Origin of the sequence: Wolbachia endosymbiont of Madathamugadia hiepei (assembly GCF_013366855.1) — a bacterium.
Taxonomy (GTDB): domain Bacteria; phylum Pseudomonadota; class Alphaproteobacteria; order Rickettsiales; family Anaplasmataceae; genus Wolbachia.
The window spans coordinates 1-5285 of record NZ_WQMP01000069.1 but is presented as its reverse complement, the minus strand read 5'-3'; the positions used below and the strand labels follow the sequence as shown (position 1 = coordinate 5285).

The following is a 5285-nucleotide window of genomic DNA, read 5'->3' as shown; positions in this document are numbered from 1 at the left end:
TGGATATAGCTTAGCTGAAGCAGATCTACTGAGGCGTGCTATGGGTAAGAAAATCAAAGAAGAGATGGATAAACAACGTGAACTTTTCATCCAAGGAGCAACGAAAAATGGTGTTGATTATGATAGGGCAAGTTATATTTTTGACCTTGTTGCAAAATTTGCTGGTTATGGATTTAATAAATCTCACGCAGCCGCATATGCAGTGATATCTTACCAAACAGCTTACCTTAAAGCTAACTATCCATTGGAATTTTTCACAGCCTTGATGAATTTGAATATCAATGACAGAGACAAACTGAATTTATTTTATCATGCTGCAAAATTCAGTGGAGTTTCTGTTCTTTCACCTGATATAAGCAAATCTAAAGCTGAATTTTCAATAGAGGGTGAACGCATACGCTACGGCATTGCTGCTTTGCGTAATGTTGGTTTTTCTATAGCAGAAGGAATAGTGAACACACGTTCAAGCGCTTATAAGGACATATGGGAATTCATTCAAAATTCGGGTCATATAATAAATAAAAGAGCATTAGAAAGCCTAATTAAGTCTGGAGCATGTGATAGTGTGCATCAAAACAGAAAGCAGCTATATGAGTCAATAGACACATTAATTTACTTTGCAAATAAAAATAGGCAGGATAAGGAATCGAATCAAGCTGTTTTGTTTGGCAATCTTGATGTCCTCAGGCCAAAACTTGAGGATGTGGAAGACTTCAATGAAGAGGAAAAATTAGAACATGAGTTATTTTCGCTGGGATTTTACTTAACTAATCACCCACTTGAGAAATTTAGGGCCCTTTTGAAAAAATTAGATATTGGATTTATCGGAGAAAGTAAAACAATAAAAACTGCTGGCGTAATATTAAATGCACGTATGAGAACTTCAGAGCGCGGAAGATTTGTTATACTCACGCTTTCTGATCCCTATAATGTTTCTGAAATAGCATTCTATAATAACGAAATAATAGAGGAAAAAAGAAATTTATTTTCGCCCGGAACATTTGTGATAATTGATCTTGAGGCTTCGGGAAATACGACAAGACTAGCAGGAAAGGATATATTTGAATTTACGGAAAGGATCACTTCTGTAATGAAGAGGTTGGTGTTAACTGGATGTGCAGATTCACAAACAGCTGCTATGGAATTAAGTTCAGTACTGAAAGATGGAGGCAGAACCAAAATCATGCTGGAACTTCTGCTTGAAAAGCATAAAGTGAGTATCTTGTTACCAGGTGCATATTCAATCACCCCTCAAGCTGTTTGTGAGATATCCAATTTAAGCTGGATTAAAGGCATAGAAATTGATACAAATAGCTTGCTTATATAAAAAAGTTTTATATAATGAAATATTTAACCGGTATTAAAGGAAAGTATAGTGAATCTTTATGAATTTACTTTTATAGCACAACAGGGCTTATTACAGCAAGAAATAGAAGAAATGGTCCAAGAGCTAGGTGTTTTGTTGGAGAACATTAAAGCAGATATTATGCATCAGCAAATTAAGGGCATTCTAAATGACAAGCCCGCGAAACAGGAGTCAGAGGTGCGTGCTAAAAACATTCAAGAAAGTTTAGTTGATTATTCTAATTTTTTGGAAGGTTTTGCAAAAATTCTATGGGTTGAATTAGAAAAAGATCTTTCAAATTTGAAAGAAGTGAAGTTGCAAATTAACAAAGAATTGAAAAATGACCTGGAAGGTCTGGGAATAACACAAGATTTTATAAAACTTCCAGAGTGTGGTAAGCAAATTGCTAAGATTGCATTTATTCGCAATACAATAAATACTTTAAAGGAAAATATTTCAGAGCATCTAATGAAGCTTTTTCAGGAGGTTTTGACAAGTTCCAAAGTAACAGATCAAAATCAATTGAGTAAAGCATTAGAGGCGCTTTTGGGAAGTGTTGAAGCTTCAGGATTGATAAAGTATGAATATTGGGGTCTATTAGACTTCGCGTATCCGATAAATAAGATGAAGAGTGGTCATTATTGTATAATGTGCATAAGTTCTACTTCAAGTATTATGGATGAATTTATGCGTAGAGTAAAGCTTAACGAAAATATCATTCGCCACTTATCTGTTCGGGTTGATAAATTTTTTGAAGGTAAATCTCATATGATGAATAAACAAATTGAGGAGCAAAGCGCATAATGACAAGAAAACGAAGTAATTTTAATGATTCTTATGTATCTGTAAATAACAGGGCTGGGTTTAGGCGTTCTAAAGTTTGTCCTCTTGCTGCGCTGGGAGATGAAGAAATAGATTATAAGAATACGGGTTTGTTATCCAAATATGTTTCTGACTATGGTAGAATATTACCTAGAAGATTAACAGGTGTGTGTGCAAAAAAGCAGAGGAAATTGCGCTTAGAAATCATAAGGGCACGTTTTTTATCTCGTATTCCTTACTGTACTAAAAAAGTTTAGGTAATTTATGTTAGTAATTTTAAAGGAAAATATAAGGACTCTTGGTAAGTTAGGCGAAATTGTGAAGGTAAAGCCTGGCTATGCACGCAATTTTCTTTTTCCGCAGAAGAAGGCGGTTAAGGCTACTAAGGAGAGTATAGCAAAACTGGAGGAGCAGCGTTCCTTTTTGGAAGAGGAGAATATAAAAAAGTTGAATTTGGCAAAAGAGCTAGCAGCGTCTCTTGCTGGTAAGCTTGTGGTGTTAGTAAAGCAAGCTTCCGAGGATGGCAAAATTTTTGGTTCTGTAACAACAAGAGAAATTGCAAAATCTTTGTTGCAGGAGTGTGAGATTGATCACCGTAAAATATCCTTTAATGGAGCAAAAATAAGAAACTTAGGTGAGTATCAAGTGGGTGTAGAACTTCACAATGAAGTAGTGGTACCAGTCGCTGTTCATGTTGTAAGGTCAGAAACAGATGCGCATGGGTTAAGATAGGTAAAGTTGCAAAGCCAAAAGTCACAGCAACAAGAAAGTCGGACTGCAGAGCAAGAAGACATAAACGATAAGTAACCCCTTTTTTATCATCCCTATCCCTGTCCAAGTAGCTGACACTTGAAGTTGCTTGCGCTACTTTAATCTTTTCTCGAATGAATCATTGCTAACATATCCTATTAAAAACCTAGATAATACAACCATTGATCAAGCCATAAAATAATGAATCAATCAGTAAATTTTTCGTTAAAAGTGTCGGCCAAAAGCCGCTCTGGGCAAAGTTTTGCGGGTAGGTTTTGCAGCAAACAAAAATGTGTTTGTATAATGTTCCATAGCAGACTATAATTAGATACTATATCAAATACTTAACGCGGAAAAAGGAAAAGTAATGGCTGAAGAAAAATCAATGCTCACAAGGATAAATTTAAAGAGACAGACGTTAAAACAGGTTGAGAATCTTGAGGTAAATAGAGAAGATATTATTGAAAGGTTGTACAATGTATGTTATAATACACATAACATAAAAATTTATAAAAGATTATTTACAACTTTACGATTAAGACTTATTAAATATTTAGTGCTGTAGAATTGAATTATAGGTTTTAATTAAGGTATGACTGATAGTTTTTCAAACGACGAAAACGCACTCTTTAAAGCTCAGATTAGAGAGCAAGACTTAGTCTCACAGGTGGAGTTGCAAGAAATCCAAGGAGCTGCAGACGAGTTCGCTAGACAGGCAATTGTTGATAAGTTAAATCAAGCGGAGGTCGAGCACGAGAAACTTCAACTCGAGCTTGAGCAGGAAGCTTCTGACAGAGTCGAGGATATCATATCCTATGCCGAACTGAGTGCTGCGGAAAATGAGGATAATCTTACAAGTGGCATAGAAGGTTTGCTGGCGAAGCTTTTTAAATTTTTCAACTTCATGGATAGCGAGCTTGGAGTAGAGACAGATCCGCAAGTCTACAGTGTGATAAAAAAACGCGAAGAAGAAGAGAAGGAGGCGTGGATTGCAACGGTTGTAAAGTTTTTACGGAATAAATTTAATAAGCTAATCAAGGCGATCTTCTCTCGCGATTTGAGTTTCCAGCAAAAGCTCGATCAGGAGATAGAAAGACTATTTGAGAGATTGTCCGGTAGTGGTTTATCCCAGGAAGAGGAGGCAGCAATATTGGAGAGTCTCGAGGCTCTTCGTGATCTGAAACTAAAGCTTCAAATGTTTGTGGTCGGCTCGGTTATTACGATGTTTGCCGAGCTCCTTTCAGTTGAGCTCACAGCTTCAGTAGAAAAAACCAAAGAAGAAGGTAAAGAAAAAACATCAGCGAAAGAAAAAGAAGCAACTAAAGAAGTTCATGAAATCATAGAAATAAAAGTAGATTCAAAACAAAAGCCTACCGTTCCAGTCTCTCTCTTTGATTTTTCATCTGGTGTTGCCAAACCAATCACTTTGACCAAACCAGAGTTTGATCTTTTATCAGCTTCCCTGAAAAATTTTATGCGCCCTGTGCACAATTATGATATGAATAAGGGAAATAGTGGGGTACCAAAGCAAGAAGTGAAAGAAAAACAAGAGCAGGAAAATAAGAAAGCAACGCAGCCAGCACCAAGACCAGTAGCTGCACATCCACAGGCAGTTCCAGGTAAGAAGATTGGGGTGAGTAGGGAGGCATTCGATTCTGGAAATATGGAAGGATCTACTAGTCGCAGCAGGAATGTAAGTGGAAGCGTTGACAGTGTTAATGGAAGGGGCACCGCGTCTAACAATAAACCCAGTACTGCTAGCAGTTTTAATGAAGAATCTAAGTCTACTGATAGGCATAAAACGGATGGTTTTAGCACTAAGCTTAAAGAAAAAGTTATTACAAAAAGAGAATGTGCTGAAGCATCTACCAAGCACAATTATCCAATTGATCATTTTCAAGTTCCAGCGGGAACTAATGGAAAGTCTCATGTTAGTGCTAAAAATGAACCTCAACCAAAAAGTGAGTGTAGTAGTGTAAAAATTGATAATCATGTAGAATCAATAGGAAAGGCACAAGAAGAAGTATCATCGAGGAGCATGTGAAATCAATAGGAAAAGATGAGAAGACAATAGAGATGTCTTGATGAATTATAACATTCTATGGGTTATTTGCATGACAAAGGATGATGTCGTACCAGTGCTCCTTTTTTTGTCATTCCAGCACGTGACGCTGGAATCTAGAAATGCATAGGGTTTAGTAGTGTAGGTTTTACATTAAATAATGAGTGTTTTTGGTAAAATTGTGAAGAAAACTGGATCCTAGTCTCTGTGAAAAAAGTTTGTCATGAGAAAATAAGGAAAGATGTAGCAAAAACTGGTAGTTTAACTTAGCTAAAAATAGAGAAACTACCAAATGGCATATTATAT

At 36.3% G+C, this 5285-nt stretch carries 4 protein-coding genes and 1 pseudogene; all 5 read left to right on the top strand.

The features are described 5' to 3' along the window. Positions 1-1327 (top strand): helix-hairpin-helix domain-containing protein (locus GO685_RS03235; protein WP_458695291.1); only part of this gene is annotated, 1327 nt, incomplete at its 5' end. A 48-nt stretch (positions 1328-1375) separates the two neighbouring features. Next, positions 1376-2149 (top strand): 30S ribosomal protein S6, encoded by a 774-nt coding sequence (gene rpsF, locus GO685_RS05790; protein ID WP_175937550.1) that lies wholly within the window; start codon positions 1376-1378, stop codon positions 2147-2149. Next, on the top strand, positions 2149-2424 hold the full coding sequence (gene rpsR / locus GO685_RS03225) for a 30S ribosomal protein S18 (protein WP_175937549.1): 276 nt from the start codon (positions 2149-2151) through the stop codon (positions 2422-2424). Before rpsF ends, rpsR begins: the two co-directional genes overlap by 1 nt. Before the next feature lie 7 nt (positions 2425-2431). Further along, positions 2432-2974: pseudogene (gene rplI, locus GO685_RS03220) on the top strand (50S ribosomal protein L9). Positions 2975-3509: 535 nt separating this feature from the next. Further along, entirely contained in the window at positions 3510-4961 is a 1452-nt protein-coding gene (locus tag GO685_RS03215; protein WP_175937547.1) for a hypothetical protein, read from the top strand. Positions 4962-5285: the final 324 nt, after the last annotated feature.

Excerpts from the sequence above, each read along its gene's own strand:
- GO685_RS03215 (WP_175937547.1), top strand. The coding sequence starts at position 3,510 with ATGACTGATAGTTTTTCAAACGACGAAAACGCACTCTTTAAAGCTCAG.
- rpsR (WP_175937549.1), top strand. The coding sequence starts at position 2,149 with ATGACAAGAAAACGAAGTAATTTTAATGATTCTTATGTATCTGTAAAT.